Here is a 24,468-nt window from a genome sequence, read left to right on the forward strand (position 1 = left end):
CCCCCATACTTTTGATTCTATATGAAACCAATCCATCTTTTCGCCGCACTACTGTTAGTCCTGTTGGCAGTCACGTCTCTTTCGGTCGGCGTCGCACACTTTTCTTTTAGTGCTGTTTTCTCTGGCGACAGCCAAGCAACCAATATTCTGCTGACCAGTCGACTGCCCCGTTTACTCGCCATCATGTTGGCTGGCGCCGGACTCAGTATCGCCGGACTCATCATGCAACAAATCGTGCAAAACCGTTTTGCAGCGCCCTCTACGACAGGCACGATTGATTGGGCCATGCTGGGCTATATGGTGGCACTCATTGCTTTTTCAAATATGGGTGGATGGATTCATCTACTAACCATCTTTGCTTTTTCTGTTTTTGGTACGCTGTTATTCGTACGTTTTTTACAACGCTTAAAATTTAAAAACACCATCATGGTGCCGCTTATTGGCATCATGTACGGCAATATTGTCTCAGCATTAACCACCTTTATTGCGTACAAATATGACTTAGTTCAGACACTCGGCTCATGGACAGTAGCCAACTTCGCCTCTGTACTTCAAGGCAACTATGAGTTTCTTTATATTGCACTCCCAGTCTCTTTATTGGCCTACGTTTACGCCAACAAATTTAGCGCAGCCAGTGTAGGAGAAAACTTCGCAAAAAACATTGGTCTAAATTACCAACGTATTATCATAATTGGCGTGATGTTAGTGGCAATACTGTCTTCTTCCATTGTTATGATTGTCGGTATGATTCCCTTCCTAGGGTTAATCGTCCCTAACATCGTCTCCTTGTTTATTGGCGACAACATGAGTCGAAATTTACCTTGGACCGCCTATCTCGGCGTTTTACTCGTACTGGCTTGTGACATTATTGGGCGCTTAATTATTTTCCCATACGAAATCCCTATCTCCATGATTATCAGCATCTTAGGCGGCATTGTGTTCATCTGCTTAATTTTACGAGACAAGTCGAATGCCTAACCTAACGCCCAAAAGCTTGTCCAACCATCCTTTAATAAAAGGCGATACGGTAAAGCTGATGATATTAGCAGCGCTAGCCATCGCCATTTGCGCTGTATTCTTAGGAAAAGGCTTAACCGCAGACAACTACGAATTCTTTTTATCTCGCCGTATCCCTAAGATTTTGGCCATCACATTGGCCGCCATCGCCATTGCCTCTTCCTCACTGATTTTTCAAACCATTACGACCAATCGAATCCTCACCCCCTCCATACTGGGCTTTGACTCACTCTATGTGATGATTCAGGTATTGCTTGTGGTGGCCTTTGGTGGTTTTAGTATGGTGATTACGGACAGCAAATTAAACTTCCTGATTGCAACCAGCATCATGATAGTAAGCGCCATGACGCTATTTCATTTCTACTTTAGTGGACGCCCTCGCAATATTTTTACCCTACTGCTTGTTGGAGTTGTGTTAAGCAGCTTGTTTAGCAGCATTACGGGGTTTTTCACCATGGTTATAAACCCCGATGAATTTACTTTTATCCAAGGCTCCATGTTTGCAAGCTTTAACAATATCAATTCAGAACTCGTCTATTGGTGCCTTATCCCAATCTTTTTTTGCTGCGTTTACCTTTTAAGGTTGTCTAATAAACTCGATGTAATGTGGCTAGGTGCAGAAAACGCAAAAAGTTTAGGGGTAAACACCCATAGACTGACCATGCAAGTCATGCTTGTGATCACCATCATGGTGTCCATCTCAACAGCACTCATTGGCCCGATACTCTTTTTTGGGCTTATTGTTGTAGCGCTGACTCGCCAGTTATTTTCTAGCTTCAAGCATCGTTTTTTAATGATAGCGAGCGCTATTCTTTCCATCGTTTTGCTCGTCGGAGGCCAATGGGTTATAGAAAATTTATTCGACTTTAACACTACCATTAGCGTCATCATCAACTTTATTGGTGGTAGTTATTTCTTATACCTTTTGATGAAAAACAAACTGGATTAAAGGCTAAACTAAGTGATTAAAATCAGCGGATTAAGTAAAAAATACAACGACAAATACGTCGTCAAAAATGCCGAAGCCTTCTTTCCTTTAGGCAAAGTGACCAGCATTATTGGTCCCAATGGGGCAGGTAAAAGTACGTTACTTTCAATGGCCAGTCGTTTAACGGAAAGTGATGCCGGTGAGATCGTCATTGGTGACAAACCTTTAGAAGAATGGGACAGCACTGATCTCGCGAAACGTTTATCCGTACTAAGCCAATCAAACAATATCAATATGCGCTTTACCGTCCGTGAATTAGTGGCATTTGGACGTTTCCCTTATTCTCAAGGTCGGCTGACAGAAAAAGACAACAACATCATTGAGGATGCCTTACACCATTTGAGCATCTCACATTTACAAGACCGCTATATTGATCAACTGTCTGGCGGTCAAAAACAAATGGCATTTATTGCCATGGTGGTTGCTCAAAATACGGATTACATTTTCCTCGATGAACCGCTAAACAACCTAGATATCAAACACTCCGTTGATATCATGGCAACCCTGAAAAAATTGGCTGATGAATACAACAAAGCCGTGGTGATTGTGATTCATGACATCAACTTTGCATCCTGCTATTCCGACAATATCGTTGCGATGAAACAGGGAGAAGTCATAAAAAGCGGTCGTGTCGAAGACGTCATTAAAGAACAAGTATTAAACAACATCTACGAAATCCCCTTCAAGGTTCAAGAGATTGATGGCAACAGAATCTCACTTTACTATCGTAGGTAACAGCACGCCCTCTTCTTTATAATCTAAGGAAACTGTGATGAATAAGTCGCACAGCAGTCAGTACTTCTAATTCGGTTAAAAAGCAAAATATCAAACACTTTCAGTACTGTTACCTCCTAAAGAAGTTCATTTTGCCTTATTTAGGAGCTTTTGAACGAACTACTCCTTTGTCGCTCGTATCATCTGGTCAACTCTGAACACATTGGCTAAAGTAAACAGCATTGTCAATTTGATTTGTACTTTATGAAATGGATGTAATGACAAGGAGTCGTAACACAGATAAGGAAATGCCTAGGGATCAACTGAAGCCACGACTGAATGTTTATAATGCAATACAGCTCTTAGAGTGGTTCTAGAAATTTCCTGAGTAACGATAAGGGCTTACTCATTAAACAGCCCAATTAACCCGTCCGCTAACATGACGCGCCAGCTAAAGTAATCATGGCCACTGGCGGCTTCTTGTATTGAGGCAGAATAGCCTTTTGATTTTAGCACTTGGTACACTTGATGGTTGGTGTCAAGGATGCTTTTGCCTTCTGGTTTTGCCTCAAATAGGCCAGCCGTTAGAAAAATCTCCAACTCTTTTTTAGGCTCTGAACGAAAAAGCTCGGCCATCCAATTGTCGGTTTCTGTTTTCGTTGTGAGCTGGAAGATTGAGGCTTCAGGTTCAGGGGACCACCAGAAAGAACCGGATTGGCTAAGCACTTTCCCAAAGCGTTCTGGGTGTTGGAAGGCAATGTACATGGAAGCCAAGCCACCGAAGCTTGAGCCAGATAAGACGGTGTTTTCCGCCGTAGGGCAAATCTTTTCACTTTGACACAACCATGGCATAAATTCATTGGCTAGAAATTCAGAATAGGCTGTGTTTGGAGTGAGTTCTTCCGCTCTCATGCTAGGAAGCGGTGTATTAACAAATACGGCTCTCATGGGGGGAATCAGTTTTTGAGCAATTAAATTATCAAGAATGACAGGCGTCGGGACTTTATTTAAGTAGGAATCCCCATCAAATAAAATAAGAAGCGGGGCGTCTTGCTTGATTGGGTAGCTTTTGTTGGGTTGGTATAAGCTAATTTTTCTGGCTAATGCGTTGTTATCTTTTTGATAAATATGGTCTGTGACCGATCCTTTGGGGTTCCCCATGGTACTTGTGAGCGTATCTTTCGGTGCGGTTGGCAGTGTTAGGGTTGACGCGGCACCGAATAAATTATCGTTTTCACTGAATTTTGGTTGAAGGTTAAGTGGATCGGATTGGGATGTCGCAAGTACCGCTCTTCTTTGCTGACGGCTTTTACTGTCGACAAGTTGTGGGACATTAGGCGCGACTCGGTAGGAAAAACGCGTTTCTAAAGGCACTTCATAGGAGTGAAACCAGATATTACTGTTATCCAACTGAGTTAAGTGTATGTGACCTTCGTAAGGTGCGCCTAATATTCTGACATTGTCTACAAAACCCTTGTATAAAAAAGTCACCAGTGCGGTACCATTATCTGTGTATTCGACCAAAGGTGTGCCACCTTTCTGCTCTACTTGCTGCCAAAATAGGGTATCGGCTTGTTCAACTCCTTGATCCAAGCGATTTTTTGTTTGAAGTATTAAAGGACTCGTGATTGTCGTGTCTGGAGAAACGTACTGACTTTCTTGTAGGGCCATTGTATTAAGAGCGACATCGATATTGGCCGTACTCTTGTTTTCCGTAATAAATTCAATGGTGTAGTGGTCGCTTTTGTCCACATACCAGAAAATTTCTACTTCTTTGCTTGGTGAATTGATCAACTGTTTAACCGTTTCCCCTTTAGAATTCATCACGGTTACTTGGCTAAGCCGTTGATCGCTGCGGATGTACCCATTGAAATAGCGTGGTTTTTCAATCAGCAAGTCAGCACTCTCTTTTGTGGCTATTTTGATATGCTGAGGTTCATTTATTTTTAACGCCACTGCGTTTGCATTTAAGGAAAAAATCATTAGTAATGTGGTTAGTCCAATTTTTTTCATAAGATAGCAAGCTCATTCCATTAATGATATTTATTATCATTAATGTTAGTTTTATGTTGCTATAATTAACAGCTTACTGTGCTATTCAAATCCATCATATCGTTATTAAAAAACGGCAAAAAATCAAAATGACTAAAAAAATCACTTCACCATACCAAAAGAATGCCTTGATACGTTGGGTGAAAGATGAAAATGACTGGGTACTGGTCTCAGATAAAACCGATGTGTCAGAGACATTGCTAGAAAGTGAGCTGCTTTGCTATAACGTTAAAAGTAGCTTTTCGCTCAATGGCGGAACAACAAAAGAACTTGTAGATCATCAGGTTATTTCAACAGCTGAAAAGTCCTTGATTTTAGTTATTTTGCTGGAAGGTAAGCTGGATTTCGGTTATGACGATCGTCGGTTTATGCTAGATGCTAGCGTACACCCTGTAGGAGTGCTTGTTAATCTTGCTAGACCCGTTATTTTTAGGCGTATTCTTTGTAAAGGAAATAGGTTAACCAAGTTAAACGTTATCTTGCCGACGGAATGGGTCACTGAGAGAGCCACTGCGAATTTCAACTTAAATGCTTTTATAAATGAACATAAAGCGAGCTTATATTTGGATTTGAAGGATGACATGTTGAGCTTGGTGGCTGACATCCTTTGTCAAAAAAAATCAGCCGATTTGCTGGAAAAAATCAACTTAGAAATTTTGGTTCAAAGACTGATTGTACAAGTGTTAAAGCAAGTTATAGCGACGGAATCTGCTAGCATGGAAGTCTTAGAAAAGGCATCTAACGGGAGGGAAGGTGTCAGTGCAAGCAAGTCAAAGAACAGTACCGATGATTTGATACGTTATATTGAAGATAACTTAGACAGAGAATTATCTGCTAAATCATTAAGTGAATATATGGCTATGAGTGAATCCAATCTACAGAGAAGGTTTAAGCAGAGTTTGGGTTGTAATGTGCAGAGTTATATACGTCGTCGAAGGTTAGAAATTGCACGGCAACAATTGGAAAAAGGTATCTTTTCAATAGCTGAAGTAGCTTACAGTGCAGGGTATAAATACCCTTCCAATTTTACCAATGCTTTTAAAAAAACTTTCGGCTATCCTCCAGCGGAAGTGCCCTTATATAGGTAGCAAGATCGATTATTTTCATGATTTGAATAAGCTTTTTACTTTCAATAATTAGTAATGTAAATTTTGTTGATAACAATTCTCATTATGTATATTGTTCCTTCCGTTATTAAATTGCCGATAAATGGTAGGGATCTTTATCTTATGTTTACTAAGAAAAAACTTTTTATAAGTATGCTTGCAACTTCGCCTTTTCTAGGTGCTTACGCTGAAGCTACAGATCAAAATGATGTGCAATTAGACGCCATGATAGTGACCGCTACGATGGCGGAAACAAAAATCGAAGATGCTCCAGCCTTTGCTACTATTGTTACAAAAGATGACATTGCTAAATCTTCTATTAATAGTGTTGCGGATTTATTGCGTGAAACGGTTGGCGTGAATAACTTGAGCAACTCATCAGGTCGAGATGAGATTCAAATTCGTGGTATGGATGGTGATTACACTGTTTTCTTAGTGAATGGTAAACGAGTTTCCTCAGGAAGTGCCTTTGCAAAAGGCAGTGACGCAGATGTGAACAGTGTACCGCTAAACTCTATTGAACGAATTGAAGTTATACGTGGCCCTATGTCAGTGCTTTACGGCGCTGATGCGATTGGCGGCGTGGTGAACGTTATTACTAAAAAGCCTCAGGCTGGTGATGACTGGACTGGTACCATCACTGCCGAAGCACGAATTATTGATTCTGGAGAAGACGGTGATCAGTATCGTGTCGGTGTTTCAGGTATGGGGGCTATTACAGATAAATTATCCATGTCTATTAGCGTTGAAGACTCAAGTCAAGACGCTTGGTTCGCAGAGAGTGATGATAACTATCCACTACGTGAAGAAAGAAATTCTCAAAACCTTTCCTCAACCTTGTCTTGGCAAGCAGCAGAGAATCAACAGGTTGATGTCGACTTTGGGTACAACCATGATGAACGACCTTACCAAGCCTTCAGTAATACAGCATATCGAGAGCAAGAAATTACTCGCACAGATTTAGCAATAACTCATAAAGGACAATGGGACTGGGCAGACACGACGGCCTATATTAAGCGAGAAGAAAGTGATGTGTATGATTACAACACTCAGTACGCAAGCACAGGGGAAGTCGAGCATGATGGCCTCGAATCTAACAACACTTATGCGAAAGCCTATGCAAATAGGGTGTTAGGTAAGCATGCACTTATGGGTGGCATCGACTTCAAACAGGAAGAGCTTAAAGACGATTACTATTTAACAAGCGATGATGAAAGTGCTTATCAATATGGCCTTTTTGCTCAAGATGAAATGGCATTGACTGAAAAACTTGCCCTTACTCTGGGTGGGAGACTAGATAATCATGAAGTCTATGGAAGTAACTTCTCTCCCAAAGCATACCTTGTTTATAACCTTGACGAGACATTGACTCTAAAAGGCGGTGTAACACAAGCATTTAAAGCACCTGCCTTACTTAATTATAGTGAAAATTACTCTCAGGCTAGCTGTGGTGGTAGCTGCTTATTATCTGGTAACCCAGATCTGGAAGCAGAAACCAGTATGAGTTATGAGTTCGGTTTTGATTATCATAAGAAAGGGTTAGGTATAACGGGTGCAGTTTTCCGTAACGACGTTGACAATTTAATCGATCGTTATGTCGGCAAAGACTCTGATGGTAACACAGAGGTAGCCTGGATTAATGTCAATAAAGCTATGACACAGGGCCTTGAATTAAGTGTTGTCACCTCATTGACAGAAGACTTGCAACTTAAAGCAAATTATACGTATTTAGATACGGAAGCCGAAGATTCTGATGGTACAAAAACGGTCCTAACCGGACGACCAGAGGATCAAGCAAGCTTGTCTTTTGATTATCAAGCAACAGATATCTTAGGCACATACGCTACGGTTAATTACATCTCAGGTATGCAGGCATCTTCTTCAGGTGATCAAGAGCTACCTTCTTACTACCGTACCGATATCGGTCTAGTTGCGGATGTTACCGATAATCTTGTTATCCGTGCAGGCATTAAAAACATCGGTGATGTTCGCTTAGATGAAGAAGATACAAATTATACCACTTATGAAATAGGTCGTAGCTTCTTTGCAAGTGCTGCTTATAATTTCTAAATAGAGTCTATGTACTTTAGCTTTAACGTAAACTGACACTCAGTTATCACTGAATAATGGCGTTTCAAACATAAAACGTCATTATCCAGGGATCTTCCAGTAAGAAAATTATTTTAATCATAATCGCTCTAAAAAATGGACTTCCCAGAGTTTGCTAGACATCGAGAGATTCTAAAAAACGCTTTTCTTCGAACTTAAGTAGTGATGCGAATGTCGTTTTATCGGATTGCAGAACACTTTAATAAATAGCACCATCTTACATCCATCTCACAAAGTACAAATATGAAATCACTGACTATTTTAGACGGCGGCATGGGACGAGAATTAAAGCGCATTGGAGCCCCTTTTTCTCAGCCTTTGTGGAGCGCGCAAGCCCTCATCGAAGCACCAGAGTTTGTAACACAAGCTCATCTCAACTTTATCGAATCTGGCGCTGAAATCATCACAGTAAACAGCTATGCTTGCGTTCCTTTTCACTTAGGCGATGCGCTTTATGATGAGAAAGGCAGCACACTGGCAACACACGCTGCCATCTTAGCCAAAGACGCCGCTGTTAACGCAAAACAGGATGTGTTGGTCGCTGGCTCACTGCCTCCTCCATTTGGTTCTTATCGCCCAGACTTATTCCAACCCGTACGTGCAAAAGAAATCTTAACCGCACTGTTCGCGGCTCAAGATGACTATGTTGATCTCTGGTTAGCTGAGAGCATCGCCAGTATCAAAGAAGCCCTCGTCGTTCAGAGCATTTTTAAGCAAACACAAAAACCTTGTCATTACGCCTTTACACTGAGTGACGAAGTGTCTTCTCCCTCAACATTACGTTCTGGGGAGTCGGTATGTGACGCGATAGAAGCTATTATAACGGGGAAAATAGAAGGCATTTTTTTCAATTGCTCTATACCAGAAGTCATGGAACAAGCACTTCAGGCTACAAATGACATCCTAAAAAAACACAACATCACACTGGATATTGGTGTCTTCGCAAACAGCTTTGCTCCCATTTCACAGGACCACCAAGCCAATGACAACATGCAAGGCTGTCGAGATGTATCACCCGAACAATACTTTGAATATGCTAAGCGTTGGCGTTATCTAGGTGCCAATATTATTGGTGGTTGCTGTGGTATTTGGCCCAGCCATATTAAGATGTTAAGCAAATGGAAAAAGAGCCTGCTTACCGCCACCTAACCATGCGCCTCTAGGCTTACTCTTTTGTTAGTGGCTCCGGATTGCGAACGCGGTGACGATGGGAAAACTTACCGCTTTCTGCTTTCTCCGCCTGCTGCAGAGTCTTTTTAGCAACAGGCGAAGGCGTTACCAAGCCAAGCTCTTTTAAGATGGCTTCATCATTCGTCGCCCGTGCCTCAAAAGAATGCAAAGCTGTTAATTCCTCTTCCGTCAAGCGCCCTTTTGACTCGAAATACTTGAGCCGTGGGTACCGACCCGCCATAACAACCCCCCAGTTAAGCGCAGGGTCCCACCATGAATTGATGTCGCGACCTTTGCCGGTAAGATGATGCTTCAGCACATCATCCAAAGCGCCGTTCAATAACGTCAAATCAAAGTCAACGCCTGACACCGTATTTTTAGACTTAGCCTTGTAAGCATCGACTCCTGTTCTTGAAGGTCCTGTACGTGTGTCACGGTAGCGTGCGAGTGTCATCATATCACTCGCCAATACAGGCTTATTGACGGGCAGTCGAATGGCGTCAGGATCGCCCATTAGTTGTCCCCAAGAAAGGCGAATAAAGGTGTGCTGATCCTCCATGCCCGGGTGTGTGCATCTAAGCCCAATAGCATAAGCCTCCAAGTCCTCTTTTAGGAATTGAAAACCGCTGTAACGCGCCCAACGCACCACAAGAAATTCATCTGCAGCCGCACCGGGTAAGTGAAAATCCACCTCTTTCAGATAATCCAATACAATCTGAACCTGCTCATCTGATAACTCAATGTCTTCGTGTAATGGGTACATGCCTTCAAAAGTATTGCGAACTGGCCTGGGTCTTGTCGCCATATAGGCGTCAAGTTCAGCTTGAGTATGTGGTCGTGTCTTTTTTGTCGTCATGAAATCCTGTCCTTTTTTGTAAACGGTCAGATTAGTTGGTTACGGTCAAAGAAATCCGTGTCTTCAAAATAACCACCACGACCTTCAAGAATGATATCGTACCGGTTGACCACCTCAATACGCTCCAGCCATTTCAAACTACGAAATCCGGTTGACGTCTCTAGGCGAAGGCGTACAGGCCCTCCATTCTTAGCGGGAATTTCACCTTCGTCATTAAGCTCAAAGGCAATCAATGTTTGAGGCATCCTCGCTTCAACCATCGGCGTAGACTCGTAATAACTGCCACCCTCGTATAAGACATCATCACGACCCATGTTTTGAAAACTGGTATAGACGACATCGGTCGCACCGGGTAATGGACCCGCCAGATCCAGAAGCTCCGACAACCGAATACCTCGCCAGCGTCCGATTGAAGTAAACCCTTGTACACAATGATGAAGCGTTGTCTGTGAATGACCCGCAGCCAACTCACGCAGCTCTGCAACCGTCAGTGTCATCGGATGCTCTACATAGCCACCAATTTCAAGGACATAATCATCTTCATAGCCGTTAGCCATTAAAGCGAAATACTCTTCTGTTTCTGGTGGTCGCCCACTGCCACGAAAGTTTTGCGTCGTATTATCAAGCCCAACCGGCTTGCCGGTAATATTGGATCGATCGTAATGCATACGTGCCGGTAGCTTATAAAGTAGATTTGACCAGGGTCGTACAATTCTATTATGAAGTTTTTCAACCGCGCGACCGTCCGCCAATGTCCAACGTGTGGCAACAACATGCAACACCACGAGAAGCATTAAGCCAACAGTAAAAATAGTACCGCCCAGCACAGGGTTATCAGAATGTCCCAACACCATTTTGGAGGTTTCATGTAAATAGCCATGCAGAAAAACTAACACCACATGAATGGCAAAAAACGCCAAATACCCAACAAGACATAAAAAATGGGCACTGCGAATCACTTGGCGACCACCTAATAGACGGGTGATACGCGAAAAATGATTGGCAATGGCGGGAGATTGAAACGCACCAGTGAGGATAACCAAAGGCGTTAAAACTAATATGATAAATCCGTATGACAATTGTTGCAGCGCATTAAACACCATCCCCTCAACAGGGTGTGGCATGGTAAAAGCAAGATAAGACAGCATATCTTGCCATGCCTGTGGAAACACATCCCAACTCGTAGGTACGTAACGTCGCCACTGCCCTGTCACCAGCAGTAAAATAAAATACGTCACCCAACAGGTGACAAAACCGGTAACCGTTATAAAATGCCAATATCGTCCAAGACCAAGTAGACCTCGTCCAGGGAGAGCAATACGGGGCGAGTAATCGCTGTATTCACCCCCAACGGTATAAAACTTATGCTTGGGCTCTTTTTGAACCGTAAATTGCGCCCAAGAACGGCCTGGTACAGTATGTTGTGATCGATACAGTTTGGGGTACGTTGATAAGATCTCTAAGCCCGAACGAACAAGAAATGAAATAAAAATGATGTTGAGAAAATGCTCCACACGAAGCCACCAAGGAAACCCGAGGTCCATGACGAAATCCTTATTAGTCGGTAAAATTTTGTTGGTCTGGTGAGGCGACTATCATTCCGTAGCGCAGCGCCCAATAAAGTAGGCTGTAGACGACAGAAGCGAACAATGTCAGATTCCAAATCGCCGCTTCAGCAACACTGGCGCCATTCCATACATAAGGGGCATTACCTAGCAATCCACCAAGGTAAATAAGCAAGGAAAATAAGGTAATAAGCAAACCCCATGTCCAGATTCGAGCATGGGTCGTCAAGCCTATAATGACAAACACAACCGTCAAACCAACAAGACTCCACAGCGCAGTAATGGCAAGCGGAAAGATGTCACGCTGTGACAAGGCTACGGCTGCTGAAGCCACACCTACTAAAGCGATGAGAGCGACAAGCAACCACCGGGTGGCTCTAGGCAGATTGATACGAATATAGCGCAAAAGTGGCGCGCGTTTACCACCGGGCTTAATGTGCTCAAGCACTGGCTCTGTGGCGTTTGGGGTACCCCGAAAGTCCACACCAACGCGCAAAGCGGGAGAGTTTTCGTCTTCCATTATACTTACCTCTATTTACAGCTGTTAACCCTCTGTCAGCTTGTTGGCTAATCCGTTCCAGCTGATTTGATACAAGATAGTGTTCGGGTAGCACCGTTCAATATCCAACGCGCTGATTATACATAGAGTGCAATGGCTTGTAATGAAATAGGTTGATTTTCATAACACCACTTAATTGCACAAATGGAACAAACTTTATTAGACTCCTTTAATGATAATGGTTATTATTAACTTACTCTTACTTCTTGGAGATAGTGCAATGGATTACTGGAAACATCTAATTGTAAAAGCAAATCAAGCCTTCACTGCAACGGACTACTCAGGGTCTATTTCCCTTTACGAACAAGCTGCTGACGCAGCGCAAAAACAAGTTACCCACTGGTATGACACCAAAACCGCTTTAACGGCTTTAGTCATCAGTAAACTCAACCTTGCTGAGGCTCAATGTCGAATGGATCAGTTTGAAGAAGCCATCGAGACCTATGCGACGTTAAGCGATCAACTTCGCCAATTCCAAGACAGTTTCTCTTCTGAAAACCCGATCGTCGGACATGTCGCACAAGCACTCAACATAGTGAAACAAGAGTTTCTTAACCTAACAAAAACGTATGCTTACGACATTGTAAAAATCACTCAACAAAAACAAAATCAAGTTACGTTTATTGGTGTCTCTTAATGAAGGATGACGTTTAATTCACTTGAAGAAAGTATCTTTATTCGCATCATAGAGGCAGAAGGGGAAAGATAACCACAGCCCGACCGCTTTCGCTTCGGGCTTTTCAGGCTATTATATCCTTGTCAATATTAGGATAGGCAAAGACAGAGTATTATGGTTTAAGCGTTTCAACAGCCTCCACCAGCGTATCTATTCCGGAGTTAACGCTCTTGATCGCGTTTGAAACGTGTTCTATGGATTCTTGACCTCTCTGTGCCGTGATATTAATTTCCTTTAATCCTGAATCAATCTGCTCTATAAGAACCGCATTTTTCTTCACCACATCACCAATATCAGCGGTTGCTGTTGAGGTTCTTGCAGCCAGTGTTCTTACCTCATCTGCGACCACAGCAAAGCCTCTACCTGACGTTCCCGCTCGAGCTGCTTCTATGGCAGCATTCAGTGCTAATAAGTTTGTTTGATCTGCAATCGAGCGAATGATCGTTACAATTTCTTGGATATTTTTAGAATTGACACTCAGCTCTTGCCCAACCTCTGTGGTACTTTTCACTTCAGAAGAGATTTGCGTGCTCGTCTGTACACTGCTTTGCAACTCTTGCATCGCTGTTGCCGTCAGCTCGGCGGTATTCTCAGAAGTTTGTGTCGCGATAAGAACAGCATCAATCGCATCATTCACACGCTCTGATATGTCTGTTGCAAACTTAATCACTTTAAACACTTCCCCATCATCATTCATGATGGGGTTATACGTCGCCTCCAACCATACTTTTTTCCCAGAAAAACTCTGTCTAGAAAATCGCCCAGACTGATATTCACCACGCGCAAGTTTTTCCCAAAATTGAGGGTTCTCCTTGTAGAAGCTCTCTTCACACAAAATGCGGTGGTGTTTGTCTTTGATCTCACTTAACTGACAACCCATAACCTCAAGAAATTTTTGATTCGCATTGAGAATATGGCCATCAGGTGTGAATTCTATTACCGCCTGAGAACGATTCAGAGCGGCAAAAACAGCATCTTGCGTTTCAATTGCTCGATGCTGATCAGTAATATCAGATGCCAGCTTGGCAATGCGATACACTGAACCACTGTCGTCTTTAATAGGAATATAACGAGCACCAACAAAAATAGTGTCCTTGGTTTTAGTGCAATACTTAAATGTATCGCGCTCAGGGTTGCCTGAGAGAAGGTTACGCCAAAAACTCGCGTATTCAGGACTGGACGCATAGTCAGATTGAAGCAGTGTTCGATGGTGCTTACCAAGCAACTCATCCTTGCTGTAACCCATAAAATCAGCAAATTTTTCACTTACTTCGATAATAAGTCCATCGCTGCCAAAAATGACCAGAGCGGTTTCTTTCAACAACGCATTCAGTAACAGCTTATCATCAGATGTACCATTGTCTTCTGCCATTACCGCAGGCTTTTTAAAAAAGCTCAACATAACCAGCATTCTCCTTTGCAATAACAGTTAAAATTATAATCCGATCGTAAAAAAGACAAATCAAAACGCTTACTTTGTTCACAGTATCGTCATTGAGCGCAGCTTAACTGGCTACTTTCCTTGTCTTTGTTTATGTTGATTAGGTCGCATTTCAATAGAAACGATTTCATTGTAGTACGTCAACTCTATTTTATTAGTTTTACCTAATAATAACTAAAAAGCACTTTTTAATCCCAGTTTTGTGGTAACAAGTTTGCAGATAACAATATTACTATTGTTTCTTACTGTATATTTTCTATGGCCGGATCACTCATACTAAAAGGAAGTACGTAAAATGCATTCGTCATAAAGGACTTAATTAACTCAATAGCGGTCGTATAAAAACGACAAGTAACGATCAGATTTGTAGTATAACGGTAAAAAGCCTTTATCTATTTGCATTTATTTTTCCTTAATGAATGCACGGTATGGATAAGATGGAGGCAAAATAGACACAGTAGACGAGTTGGACCATGACTATCACGAAAGACAAACGACATTTTAGTACGCTGATGCGTGATACAAACAGGGCTTTCCTACCATTAGAAAAGCAGGCTGAGGCCACTCTAGAAGTGGGCTTTGTACTTCAACCACACTTTTCCCTAGCCAGTTTTACCGCTGCGGTCGATACGCTGGTCACCGCTAACCTTGTCTGTACAACACCGTTATTTCGTTATCAAAGTTATGCTATTGAAGCTTCACCCGTGTTGAGTGACTTGGGAATCGAGATCGCCACGCAAGGATCACTTAACACTCTGATCGATCAGCCATTGCCCGATCTGTTGATTATCTGCGGCGGTTATCGCTGCTCAACCCAGCCCAACACCGCCCTCACTCGCTTACTCAAATTAGCCGACAAGCAAGACCGTTTGATTGGCAGTCTATGGAATGGCGCAATCGCACTGGCTCATGCTGGATTATTAGACCAGTTAAACTGTGCTTTACACCCTGATAACCATGCGTATATGCACGAACAGTTTCCAAAGGTTAACGTCAGTAAACAGGTGAGCATCATCGAAGGGAAACGCTTGACCAGCGCGGGCCCAATGAGCGCCATGGGCATGATGTTGACATTAATAAGCCAACTGAGAGGCAATGATGTAACCCGCGCTGTCCGTGAAATTATCAGCTGTGATCAGCTATCAGAAAGTAGCGATGTACAGATTAATCCGCTAGAGGATAACCCACGTTTACCACAAAACTTACGCGATATTATGACGCTAATGGCTGCTAATATCGAAGAACCCATGAGCCTGGAAGAGCTAGCAGCCTGCGCTGGTGTCTCACGTCGCCAAATCGAGCGATTATTCCAAAGCCACCTCGAAACATCGCCGGGGCGTTACTATTTAGAGTTACGCATTACCCATGCGCGCCGCTTACTCTTACAAAGCAATGAATCAATCACCAGCATTACATTGGCCTGTGGCTTCGTGAGCACCAGCCATTTCAGTAATTGTTATAAGGATTATTTTGGCGTTTCTCCTAGCCATGCTCGTGAGCAAGCTAGGTAACTGTCGGTCTTTGATAACCGTCAGGCTTTGATCACGAGGCCATACTCTAAACTGGCATCTTGAATCCACAGCCAGATATAATCGGCAAAAGAACGGCGAATAACCAACTCAAAACACTGATCGCCTGTCCGACGAATCGTTGCCGTGCTTTTTGCGAACAAGGTGGACACCACTTTACCCACAGGGAATTCAGACAAATGCCAGTCAACCGTGGTGGATTTTTTCAGCAGTTCAACCGCATTATCACCCGAGAGCATGAGCACGGTAGAACCACCACTGCTGTTTACTAGCGAATAATGCCCTGGCATGGCGTCACGAAATTGACTCTCAATTGAAAACGCCTCTAAACCTGGCACTAAGATTAACCATTCATCTGGCGACATCCAACGAATAGAATACGCCCCTTTTTCGGCTGAAGTGAGCGGCGTTAACGGTAAGGAAACACCCAAAATAGCGGCCACACACGCTACCTGCTCATGATTGCTTGAATCACAGCGCAAGGTAAGATGCCCTAACAGGGCAAGCTCACGCAAATGAATGCCACCTTCCTGCATTCCCCGTTTGGCTAGACCCGCAAAATCCGCGTGATGCAGTGGCGATTGCCCTTCAACGTCAGGACCAGGTACTTGATTCATCACAGCCGCTTTAGTGGCTGCGCTTTCAGCAGCCGTCATATTATTCATCTCAGACATTTTGACGCTCCCCTTTCGGATCAAAGAAGATCGGGCTGCAAATTTCAGCTTCAATCACGGTGCCATCAGCCATTGGGTAATAGACTGTATCACCCATTTTATCGAGACCACCTTTAATAAAGCCCATTGCGATAGAATGTCCTAGAGATTCACTCCAATAACTGGAGCTGATATGCCCCTCAATCGACAACGGCTTCGGTGCATTTGGATTCAACACAGCAGCAGATCCTTCCGGAATCACTTGCTTAGGATCTTTGGTTTTTAGGCCCACCAATTGCTTACGATTTTCACGCGTGCAGTCGGAACGGTTCATGCCGCGTTTACCAATATAGCTAAACGGTTTCTGATTAGAGACACACCAGCCCATACCCAAATCATAAGGGTGCACCGAACCATCGGTATCTTGACCGGCAATAATAAAGCCTTTCTCCGCACGCAGAATGTGCATGGTTTCTGTGCCATAAGGCGTTAAATCGTATTTTTTACCCGCTTCGATCAGTTTTTCCCATACATACATGCCATAGTTTGCTTGCACGTTGATCTCAAATGACAACTCACCGGTAAAGGAGATACGGAACACACGAGCAGGTACACCCGCCACCGTAATCTGCTTCCAATCCATAAAACGAAAATCATCATTGGTGACATCAGACTCAGTCAGTTCAGCCAGCAGTTTACGACTGTTGGGGCCGGTGATGGTTGCGGTTGACCAGTGATCCGTCACCGTATTGAAATACACTTCCAATTCAGGCCATTCGGTTTGATGGTAGATTTCTAGCCACTCGTAGACATGCGCGGCGCCACCAGTAGTTGTGGTCATCAAAAAGTGATTCTCACCTAAGCAAGCCGTCACACCGTCATCAAACACCATGCCGTCTTCGCCACACATCAGTCCATAACGACACTTGCCTACGGCTAACTTAGCCCAAGCATTGGAATACACACGGCCGAGGAATTCACGTGCATCTTTACCCTGAATATCAATTTTACCCAGTGTCGAAGCATCCAGAATACCAACCGAATTACGCACGGCGAGGCACTCACGGTTAAGAGTTTGCTGCATGGTTTCGCCCGCTTTCGGGAAATACCATGGGCGCTTCCACTGACCGACGTCTTCAAATAAGGCTCCCTGCTCTACATGCCATTTGTGCATGGCGGTATAGCGCTCAGGTTCGAATAAAGCACCACAGTGACGACCGATAATCGCACCAAAGGCAATCGGTGTGTAGTTTGGACGGAAAACCGTTGTGCCAGTTTCAGGAATGGTTTTGTTCAAGGCCTTAGCGGCCACTGCCATGCCGTTGATATTCCCCAACTTACCCTGATCGGTACCAAACCCCATCGCGGTGTAACGCTTCACATGCTCAATCGCTTCAAAGCCTTCGCGACACGCGATTTCAATACCCGCCGCAGTCACATCAGTTTGATAATCGACAAACTGCTTTGGCGCTTGAGAGGTTGGTTTCAAATGCGGAATATGAAACAAGCTCATGGGTGCGGCGACGTGAAGCGCTTTGGTTTTAGGTAATATTACATTCACGACAGCTAAACCCAGTTTCACCAACGCTTGCTGACCGGCATCGAGACCCTCTTGCAAGGCTATCGCCGTTTCATACTGACCATTAATCCCACCGGCGGTGAGTTGCCTCTGCACCGTTGGCCCTGGCAAGAAGCCCACTACGGAGTCACTCCAAACAGGACGGCTACCGGTATGACAAGACAGATGAATAACAGGACTCCAACCTCCAGAGGTCGCTACGGTATCTGCTTTTAATTTGGTGACTGAACCAACAATTTGCGTTCCACTTGAATTTAATGCAGCAACGGAAACACCCGTAACCCGCTTGCTGCCTTGTACTTCTATCACTGCAGAACCCGTAATGACGTTTATGCCACGTTGGCGCGCGGCTTCGACGCGATCGCCATTGGCCACACTACGAGTGTCTACGATCGCAACAACGTTACGTCCTGCGTCCGCCCAATCTAACGCCGCTTGATACCCATAATCATTGGTTGTCATCACGACTAAATCGTTACCCGGCACCACCCCATAGCGATTAATATAAGCTGAAACCGCACCTGTGATCATGCAGCCTGGCACGTCATTATTCGCATACACCAAAGGACGCTCATGGGCGCCAGTGGCCAGCACGACCCATTTCGCTCGAACACGATGCATCCGTTGACGCACCATTTTAGCCGGCGCACTGTCCGCCAGGTGATCCGTTTGACGTTCATGAATCGTTAAAAAATTGTGGTCGTGATAACCGTTTACTGTCGATCGCGGCAATAGAGTCACATCTTCAAAAGTACCTAACTCTTGCACAACATCATGAACCCAATCAGCCGCGGGTTTACCATCAAGCAACGCCACACTGTTGAGTAAACTGCCACCCAATTCATTTTGCTCATCGGCAATAATGACACGTGCACCGCCACGCGCCGCCGTCAGCGCGGCCGCTAAACCTGCAGGGCCGGCTCCGACCACCATCACATCACAATGCTGATTGATACTGTCGTAAGTGTCTGGGTCTGTTTCCCGAGGTGCACGACCCATGCCTGCCGCCTTACGAATCATCGATTCGTAAGTTTCCCATGAGGACTCGGGGAACATGAAGGTCTTATAGTAAAAACCCGGTGGCATCATCTTTCCACCTAGTTTGCCGATCATTCCCATTACATCGGTGTCGACACTTGGCCAACCATTCGTTGCAGAAGAGACCAGACCGTCAAATAATTCTTGTTGCGTGGCTCTCACATTCGGGACTTGAGTGGCTTCTGTTGCACCCAGTTGTAAAACGGCGTTTGGTTCTTCGGCACCCGCAGCAACGATGCCTCGTGGACGGCTGTATTTGAAGCTACGTGCAACCACGTCAATACCATTGGCCAACATCGCTGAGGCTAACGTGTCCCCTTTGTACCCTTGGTAGCTTTTGCCATTATAGGTAAACGTTAGTGAGGTCGAGCGATCGATACGTCCCCCGCTCGTTAAACGGTTTCGTTGTGTCATGATTTCGCTCCTGACGCCGTTGTTTGTTGAACAGACCCTGCGACTACAGATGGCTGTTCGCCAATCATGTAGACTTCTTTAATCTCATAGCTCTGGGTGTCACGAGTCAGATTGAAAAATTTCCGACACCCGGCAGCATGCACCCATAATTCATGATGAAGACCACGTGGGTTTTTACGGAAGAACAAATACTCACCCCATTCTTCATCAGAGCAGGCTTCAGGGTCCAATGGGCGAGCAATATGCGCTTGACCAGCACAATGAAACTCTTCTTCTTCACGGTATTCCGCACAATGCGGGCAATAGATATGCAACATGTTTAGCCCCTATTAGTGTGCGACGCCGGCAGCGCCGTGTTCATCAATCAGTGCACCTGTGTGAAAGCGCTTAATGGAAAAAGGCTCCGCAATGGGATGCGGTTTGCCATCGGCCAAAGTATGCGCAAACAAATTGCCCGACCCTGGTGTGCCTTTAAACCCACCGGTTCCCCAACCACAGTTAAAGAACAGATTTTTAATCGGCGTCTCAGAGATAATCGGGCTAGCATCTGGGCAGGCATCGACAATTCCTCCCCACTGACGATTCATTCGAACCCGACTGGTACACGGAAACATCTCCACAATGGCTTGAATGGTATGTTCGATAATGCCGTAAGAACCACGCTGACCGTAACCCACCCAGCCATCAATACCGGCACCGATGACTAAATCGCCTTTATCAGACTGACTCATATAGCCATGCACATGGTTAGACATCACCACGGTATCAAGGAAGGGTTTGATCGGCTCAGACACCAACGCTTGTAGAGGATGTGATTCAACAGGCAATTCAAAGCCAGCCATTTTCGCCAATACACCGCTATTACCTGCAACAACACAGCCAACACGATCGGCTTTTATCATGCCGTATTGCTTCGTTTTCACCCCGGTGATTTTGCCATCGTTGATCTCCATATCAATCACTTCGCAGTTTTGAATCAGATCCACACCCAACGCATCTGCGGCACGGGCATAGCCCCAAGCGACTGCATCATGGCGAGCATTACCCGCACGACGCTGAACCGATGCCCCCATAATGGGATAACGGGCGTTTTTCGAGCAGTCCATGGTTGGAATTTCTTTTTGCAGTTGTTCTGCGTCGACCATTTCATTGTCGATACCTTGCAAACAGTTAGCTGCGACCAAACGCTCGTTGGTGCGCATATCCTGAAGTGTATGACAGGTATGATAGACACCCCGTTGTGAGAACATCACATTATAATTAAGCTCCTGTGAAAGCCCTTCCCACAACTGCATGGAGTGCTCATACAAAGCCGCCGACTCATCCCACAGATAGTTAGAACGAACGATGGTGGTATTACGACAAGCATTACCACCACCTAAATGCCCCTTCTCAAGCACTGCCACATTGGTAATGCCATGTTCTTTTGCCAAGTAATAAGCGGTTGCTAAACCATGACCGCCGCCACCAATGATAATCACATCGTATTTTTTCTTTGGCGCTGGATTACGCCATACGCGCTGCCAGTTTTCATGATGCGTCAAACTGTGTTTAAACAGCCCGAAACCTGAATATTTCTGCATAATATCAGCTCCCATTTACTGGCCGTCTTGCCATTAACACATCGCTGCAAGCCGCCAAATGTCTAAAAAAACAATTGATAAAACCGATGGCCAGCGCCTAAGGCCTTAGCCTTTTTTGATCGGCAATATATCGCAACGAGCATGCGTTTTACCTCTCATTGTCGTAGCAATGTCATCAGTAGAAGTGGATATTAGCGGGTCTGATTGAAGATGCTATGCGCGAGCACGCCTTAGGAATGCCAAATTGCGACAGAGAAGGAAAATATTATGAATATAAGAAAACGTGCTAGGAAGCTGAACGACACAATCAAAACCGTCGGCAATGCACTAATACATTTGATATGAATAATGGCAAGGGCAGCCATATCCATTATGGCGTTTTTAACGCACTTTTTTTCTGTTCATCTCACCATACACATTCACTAGAGCGCCACACACAATGAGAGCCCCTCCAATCCAAGTGGTAATCACAGGAATCTCGCTAAAGACCAGCCAACCTAATGCCACCGTAAAAACCAATTGAATGTAAGAGTAAGCTGAAGCCACGCCAGCGGCTAACGTTTTCATCCCCATGGTCATGCCAAGCTGCCCTATTTGTGTAAAGACACCAATAAAAATCAGTAGAATAAAAACATCAAACGTGGGCATCACAAAATTGTCCCCTAGTAATAAAACCGATAAGGGGAACGCAATCATGGGGAAGTAAAAAATAATGACTGAACTGTCTTCTGTTTTACTTAACCGGCGTACAATGACATAAGCAATCGCACTTCCCAATGCCCCCATCAAGGCAAGTACAACACTGAGCAACGGCAAGCTTGCATGGGCAATAGAAAACACATCTGCACCCGCAATAAACAACAAGCCGGATAAACTCAACGCAATGCAAATAACCATGTATTTCGTGATTTTTTCTCCTAAAAAAAATAAAGCGAGTAACGCGGTAAAAACAGGGTGAACGTATTGCAATAAAGTTGCTTCCGCCAAAGGTAAGGTTGTTAAAGCGTAATACACGCACATCAACGCCAGCGTTCCAATCGCACCACGCGCAAACAGCAGTTTTCGATTATTACCAAGAATAGAAATGCCTTTGCGCTTTACCGCCACATAACTCATCACTACCGACACCAAACAACGCGCCGCCACGATTTCAAAGACAGGAATACCGTAGGTGCTTACCCACTTAACCAAGGTCGCCATCAGAGCGAAGCCCGCCGCCGACATCAACACATAACGAATACCAATTGGCACCTTATGAAAAATAGACACAATCATTGAGTTAACTCATTAGCTACAAATATTGGCGTGATAAAGAAGTTCGATGAAGTGAGATTACGTATTTAGAAAGAAAAAAGAGAGAATTTTTGACTTATTAATACAAAAATCAGAATACACAAAAATAATTTTAGAATATAGGTAATAAAAAAGAGGAATAATTTTTGAGAGGTAGATTAGCTATATTTACGACACAAGGCATAGTTCAAAAATTTATAGCCATGGATGTAATATAACACATAAAGAGGAAAAAACTTACAGACTGGAAACTTGAAGAGTGTTTTTAATATTACTAATGGTGGGTGTGGAGAGGTTCGAACTCCCGACATTCGCCTTGTAAGGGCGACGCTCTCCCAACTGAGCTACACACCCAACTCGTTGTTTTGCCATTATAAAAATGGCGGAATGGACGGGACTCGAACCCGCGACCCCCTGCGTGACAGGCAGGTATTCTAACCAACTGAACTACCACTCCAACACATTCTAGGGCTCTTATTTACCTTTTAAGTAAACCCACTGTCTAGTTAGTGGTGGGTGTGGAGAGGTTCGAACTCCCGACATTCGCCTTGTAAGGGCGACGCTCTCCCAACTGAGCTACACACCCAACTCATAGTTTGCGATTGTAAAAATGGCGGAATGGACGGGACTCGAACCCGCGACCCCCTGCGTGACAGGCAGGTATTCTAACCAACTGAACTACCACTCCAACACATTCTAGGACTCTTGTTTATCGATTAATAAACCCACTGTCTAGTTAGTGGTGGGTGTGGAGAGGTTCGAACTCCCGACATTCGCCTTGTAAGGGCGACGCTCTCCCAACTGAGCTACACACCCAACATACATTATTACCATATCACTAAGAAATGGTGCCGCCACCAAGAGTCGAACTCGGGACCCTCTGATTACAAGTCAGATGCTCTACCAACTGAGCTATAGCGGCAATACAAAACGCACCCTGCTCTCCACTTTTTTAACACTTAATCTAAGTGGTGCCGCCACCAAGAGTCGAACTCGGGACCCTCTGATTACAAGTCAGATGCTCTACCAACTGAGCTATAGCGGCAATACAAAACGCACCCTGCTCTCCACTTTTTTAACACTTAATCTAAGTGGTGCCGCCACCAAGAGTCGAACTCGGGACCCTCTGATTACAAGTCAGATGCTCTACCAACTGAGCTATAGCGGCAATACAAAACGCACCCTGCTCTCCACTTTTTTAACACTTAATCTAAGTGGTGCCGCCACCAAGAGTCGAACTCGGGACCCTCTGATTACAAGTCAGATGCTCTACCAACTGAGCTATAGCGGCTAAAAAAGCAGATACTATTTTATTTCTATTTATTGTTACCAACAAACAAAAACTTTGACCAATTTTATTTTGGTGCCGCCACCAAGAGTCGAACTCGGGACCCTCTGATTACAAGTCAGATGCTCTACCAACTGAGCTATAGCGGCAAATAAATAATCTTGGTCGGGACGGCAGGATTTGAACCTGCGACCACTAGCACCCCATGCTAGTGCGCTACCAGGCTGCGCTACGCCCCGAACACTAACAATAAAAGAGTATTCCCTGTCATTGTCAGCGGGTGCGTATATTACTATAACAATTTAAAAAGGGAAGCCTTTTCTTAAAAAAATATCGAGAAATCAATCTTGTTTTACGTCAAACCAACAAGGGGGCCTTTTGCCCTCTTAACTCGTCTAAACTATGATCATTAAAAAGCCACCTTTAAGTGAAGTCCCTATTAATTGGATAGCCCAACTGATGGGAATAACTTCAAAGGTGGCTTTTTAAGTAAGATCCGATCTTCTTCAGTAAAAGCAGAACTTCATTCGTCGCAATAATTACTCTTGCATATAGTCTTCAACTTTGGACTTCAGTTTCTGACCCGGACGAAAAGTCACAACAGTACGTGCAGTAATAGGAATCTCTTCACCTGTTTTTGAGTTTCGACCAGGCCGCTGACTTTTCTCTCGAACTTCAAAGTTACCAAAGCCCGACAGCTTAACTTGTTGTCTCTCTACTAACGAAGCTCTCACCACATCAAAGAAACCTTCAACCAAATCTTTTGCGTCTTTTTTACTCAACCCAACTGAATCAACTAAATTTTCAGCAAGATCGGCCTTCGTCAACGATGCCATAC

Annotated in this window: 19 protein-coding genes, 11 tRNA genes and 1 pseudogene; 8 read left to right on the forward strand and 23 right to left on the reverse strand. The window is 44.3% G+C overall.

The window, feature by feature from the left end; translation table 11 throughout:
• Positions 1 to 21 precede the first annotated feature (21 nt).
• Genes LG368_RS00990 through LG368_RS01000 form a run of 3 tightly spaced genes read left to right on the forward strand, consistent with a single transcriptional unit; the run spans position 22 to position 2,740 of the window.
• Positions 22 to 978: an ABC transporter permease gene (locus tag LG368_RS00990; RefSeq protein ID WP_226752860.1), complete on the forward strand. Its 957-nt coding sequence runs from the start codon at positions 22 to 24 to the stop codon at positions 976 to 978.
• Positions 971 to 1,966, forward strand: a complete 996-nt coding sequence (locus tag LG368_RS00995; RefSeq protein WP_226752861.1) for an iron chelate uptake ABC transporter family permease subunit — start codon at positions 971 to 973, stop codon at positions 1,964 to 1,966. The genes LG368_RS00990 and LG368_RS00995 overlap by 8 nt, the downstream gene beginning before the upstream one ends.
• Before the next feature lie 12 nt (positions 1,967 to 1,978).
• Positions 1,979 to 2,740, forward strand: a complete 762-nt coding sequence (locus LG368_RS01000) for an iron ABC transporter ATP-binding protein (protein WP_226752862.1) — start codon at positions 1,979 to 1,981, stop codon at positions 2,738 to 2,740.
• Between the two features lie 381 nt (positions 2,741 to 3,121).
• On the opposite strand, the gene LG368_RS01005 is transcribed toward LG368_RS01000, so the two are convergent.
• Positions 3,122 to 4,732: an alpha/beta hydrolase-fold protein gene (locus LG368_RS01005; RefSeq protein ID WP_226752863.1), complete on the reverse strand. Its 1,611-nt coding sequence runs from the start codon at positions 4,730 to 4,732 to the stop codon at positions 3,122 to 3,124.
• Positions 4,733 to 4,860: 128 nt separating this feature from the next.
• Between LG368_RS01005 and LG368_RS01010 the strand changes: the two genes are divergently transcribed.
• The 3 genes from LG368_RS01010 (at position 4,861) to LG368_RS01020 (ending at position 9,135) form a co-directional block, all read left to right on the forward strand.
• A complete protein-coding gene (locus LG368_RS01010; RefSeq protein WP_226752864.1) occupies positions 4,861 to 5,859 on the forward strand; it encodes a helix-turn-helix domain-containing protein in 999 nt (332 codons plus the stop codon).
• A 141-nt stretch (positions 5,860 to 6,000) separates the two neighbouring features.
• On the forward strand, positions 6,001 to 7,947 hold the full coding sequence (locus tag LG368_RS01015) for a TonB-dependent receptor domain-containing protein (RefSeq protein ID WP_226752865.1): 1,947 nt from the start codon (positions 6,001 to 6,003) through the stop codon (positions 7,945 to 7,947).
• 282 nt (positions 7,948 to 8,229) lie between these two features.
• On the forward strand, positions 8,230 to 9,135 hold the full coding sequence (locus LG368_RS01020; RefSeq protein ID WP_226752866.1) for a homocysteine S-methyltransferase family protein: 906 nt from the start codon (positions 8,230 to 8,232) through the stop codon (positions 9,133 to 9,135).
• 16 nt (positions 9,136 to 9,151) lie between these two features.
• Here the strand turns inward: LG368_RS01020 and LG368_RS01025 are convergent, their stop codons facing one another.
• Genes LG368_RS01025 through LG368_RS01035 form a run of 3 tightly spaced genes read right to left on the reverse strand, consistent with a single transcriptional unit; the run spans position 9,152 to position 12,097 of the window.
• A complete protein-coding gene (locus tag LG368_RS01025; RefSeq protein ID WP_226752867.1) occupies positions 9,152 to 10,012 on the reverse strand; it encodes a hypothetical protein in 861 nt (286 codons plus the stop codon).
• Positions 10,013 to 10,038: 26 nt separating this feature from the next.
• Entirely contained in the window at positions 10,039 to 11,556 is a 1,518-nt protein-coding gene (locus LG368_RS01030; protein WP_226752868.1) for a molybdopterin-dependent oxidoreductase, read from the reverse strand.
• Positions 11,557 to 11,569: 13 nt separating this feature from the next.
• Positions 11,570 to 12,097, reverse strand: coding sequence for a hypothetical protein (locus tag LG368_RS01035; protein ID WP_226752869.1), 528 nt, complete (start codon positions 12,095 to 12,097; stop codon positions 11,570 to 11,572).
• 259 nt (positions 12,098 to 12,356) lie between these two features.
• On the opposite strand from LG368_RS01035, the gene LG368_RS01040 reads away from it, so the two are divergent.
• A complete protein-coding gene (locus LG368_RS01040; protein ID WP_226752870.1) occupies positions 12,357 to 12,773 on the forward strand; it encodes a hypothetical protein in 417 nt (138 codons plus the stop codon).
• Between the two features lie 151 nt (positions 12,774 to 12,924).
• On the opposite strand, the gene LG368_RS15610 is transcribed toward LG368_RS01040, so the two are convergent.
• Positions 12,925 to 13,374: a methyl-accepting chemotaxis protein gene (locus LG368_RS15610; protein ID WP_420827957.1), complete on the reverse strand. Its 450-nt coding sequence runs from the start codon at positions 13,372 to 13,374 to the stop codon at positions 12,925 to 12,927.
• Between the two features lie 81 nt (positions 13,375 to 13,455).
• Positions 13,456 to 14,223: pseudogene (locus tag LG368_RS15615) on the reverse strand (PAS domain-containing protein); the annotation flags it as partial.
• A gap of 503 nt (positions 14,224 to 14,726) precedes the next feature.
• On the opposite strand from LG368_RS15615, the gene LG368_RS01055 reads away from it, so the two are divergent.
• Complete coding sequence (locus LG368_RS01055; protein WP_226752871.1) at positions 14,727 to 15,764, forward strand: GlxA family transcriptional regulator; 1,038 nt, start codon at positions 14,727 to 14,729, stop codon at positions 15,762 to 15,764.
• 20 nt (positions 15,765 to 15,784) lie between these two features.
• Here LG368_RS01055 and LG368_RS01060 read toward each other — a convergent pair whose 3' ends face one another.
• The 17 genes from LG368_RS01060 to LG368_RS01140 all read right to left on the reverse strand — a co-directional run bounded on the left by LG368_RS01060 (position 15,785) and on the right by LG368_RS01140 (position 24,466).
• Positions 15,785 to 16,456: a sarcosine oxidase subunit gamma gene (locus LG368_RS01060; protein ID WP_226752872.1), complete on the reverse strand. Its 672-nt coding sequence runs from the start codon at positions 16,454 to 16,456 to the stop codon at positions 15,785 to 15,787.
• Positions 16,449 to 19,466, reverse strand: coding sequence for a sarcosine oxidase subunit alpha family protein (locus LG368_RS01065; protein WP_226752873.1), 3,018 nt, complete (start codon positions 19,464 to 19,466; stop codon positions 16,449 to 16,451). Before LG368_RS01065 ends, LG368_RS01060 begins: the two co-directional genes overlap by 8 nt.
• The gene (locus LG368_RS01070) at positions 19,463 to 19,783 is read right to left on the reverse strand and encodes a sarcosine oxidase subunit delta (protein WP_226752874.1); all 321 of its coding nucleotides are present in this window, start codon (positions 19,781 to 19,783) and stop codon (positions 19,463 to 19,465) included. Before LG368_RS01070 ends, LG368_RS01065 begins: the two co-directional genes overlap by 4 nt.
• Before the next feature lie 12 nt (positions 19,784 to 19,795).
• Positions 19,796 to 21,049 (reverse strand): sarcosine oxidase subunit beta family protein, encoded by a 1,254-nt coding sequence (locus tag LG368_RS01075; RefSeq protein WP_226752875.1) that lies wholly within the window; start codon positions 21,047 to 21,049, stop codon positions 19,796 to 19,798.
• A gap of 381 nt (positions 21,050 to 21,430) precedes the next feature.
• Positions 21,431 to 22,324 (reverse strand): DMT family transporter, encoded by an 894-nt coding sequence (locus LG368_RS01080; protein ID WP_226752876.1) that lies wholly within the window; start codon positions 22,322 to 22,324, stop codon positions 21,431 to 21,433.
• A gap of 296 nt (positions 22,325 to 22,620) precedes the next feature.
• Positions 22,621 to 22,696, reverse strand: a tRNA-Val gene (locus tag LG368_RS01085).
• A 26-nt stretch (positions 22,697 to 22,722) separates the two neighbouring features.
• Positions 22,723 to 22,799, reverse strand: a tRNA-Asp gene (locus LG368_RS01090).
• A gap of 53 nt (positions 22,800 to 22,852) precedes the next feature.
• A tRNA-Val gene (locus LG368_RS01095) sits at positions 22,853 to 22,928 on the reverse strand.
• Positions 22,929 to 22,953: 25 nt separating this feature from the next.
• Positions 22,954 to 23,030, reverse strand: a tRNA-Asp gene (locus LG368_RS01100).
• Between the two features lie 52 nt (positions 23,031 to 23,082).
• Positions 23,083 to 23,158 (reverse strand) — tRNA-Val (locus LG368_RS01105).
• A 30-nt stretch (positions 23,159 to 23,188) separates the two neighbouring features.
• Positions 23,189 to 23,264, reverse strand: a tRNA-Thr gene (locus LG368_RS01110).
• A gap of 47 nt (positions 23,265 to 23,311) precedes the next feature.
• Positions 23,312 to 23,387: transfer RNA gene (locus LG368_RS01115), tRNA-Thr, on the reverse strand.
• Between the two features lie 47 nt (positions 23,388 to 23,434).
• Positions 23,435 to 23,510: transfer RNA gene (locus LG368_RS01120), tRNA-Thr, on the reverse strand.
• Positions 23,511 to 23,557: 47 nt separating this feature from the next.
• A tRNA-Thr gene (locus LG368_RS01125) sits at positions 23,558 to 23,633 on the reverse strand.
• 70 nt (positions 23,634 to 23,703) lie between these two features.
• Positions 23,704 to 23,779 (reverse strand) — tRNA-Thr (locus LG368_RS01130).
• A 13-nt stretch (positions 23,780 to 23,792) separates the two neighbouring features.
• Positions 23,793 to 23,869, reverse strand: a tRNA-Pro gene (locus LG368_RS01135).
• A gap of 300 nt (positions 23,870 to 24,169) precedes the next feature.
• On the reverse strand, positions 24,170 to 24,466 hold the full coding sequence (locus LG368_RS01140) for an integration host factor subunit alpha (protein WP_226752877.1): 297 nt from the start codon (positions 24,464 to 24,466) through the stop codon (positions 24,170 to 24,172).
• Positions 24,467 to 24,468: the final 2 nt, after the last annotated feature.

Source organism: Marinomonas algarum (assembly GCF_020532605.1).
GTDB lineage: Bacteria > Pseudomonadota > Gammaproteobacteria > Pseudomonadales > Marinomonadaceae > Marinomonas > Marinomonas algarum.